At 44.2% G+C, this 899-nt stretch carries 1 pseudogene; it reads right to left on the reverse strand.

The features are described 5' to 3' along the window. Positions 1-899: pseudogene (locus ACGF63_RS22935) on the reverse strand (hypothetical protein); the annotation flags it as partial.

The raw sequence follows: 899 nt of genomic DNA on the forward strand, positions 1-899 counted from the left end.
CTGAATTTGGCGACAATACTGTCTATTTTGCAATATGCAGCACCGAGTTGAATGAGATCCAGCTTTGCGCTCATGCCCATAAAAGGGGTGGCACTGAAGCCTAAAAAATGGCTACTGTCATCGACTGAGGTGGTGCGGTCATAAGCATAAGCCAGCCCGATATTGATGGGATTTATATTCAGGTCAAACAGCTGGTAGTGACGGGTCCCTTTACCGTTTGAGTCAGGATCAGGCACCAGGTATTTCTGGGTATAGCCTAACAGTTTTTCCACCCGCTTGATGGCGTCTAAACTCTGCCGTGTTTTTCTGACTTTGTTAACTTCGGCAAATTTGGCTGAATAATCTATATCCTGAACAGTTAACGCATACTCAACATTCAGTGCCGTCTCTCTGGAAATATAAAATTCATCCGTATTGACGGTCCACCCTGCACGCAGTTTATTGCCATTTTTAGGTTTAACATTTTCCATGGTATTACGCGCTTTTGCCTGTTCATCACGCCGTTCCTTCATTGACCGTTGACCATGAGAAAAATCAAAGCTGAATCCGACGGAGGCCATAAAACTGACGGAGGGGTAAACCGCCATCGTCACGTATTTTTGCGCACTGATACATCCCTGCGTTATTAACTGATAATAACGGGGATCACTGTACATATCCGTCGGGTTGGCAAGATTAGACAGATACGACCAGACACTTTGCAAACCATTTTCAATCTCCGTGTCTTCTGACTTATCTTGATAGAATAACGTGACCGCTTGAGGTGTATTAAACGCTATGGTTACCTCTTTTTGTCCCCCGGTCAGCACAGCATGATGCTTAGGGGCGTTATGACATTTATCTTCAATGTGTATTGTGCCTTTTTGTCCTTTGCCATGATCAATCAGGTCCATTTTAAT

Source organism: Photorhabdus sp. RM322S (assembly GCF_042879395.1).
GTDB classification, from domain to species: domain Bacteria; phylum Pseudomonadota; class Gammaproteobacteria; order Enterobacterales; family Enterobacteriaceae; genus Photorhabdus; species Photorhabdus khanii.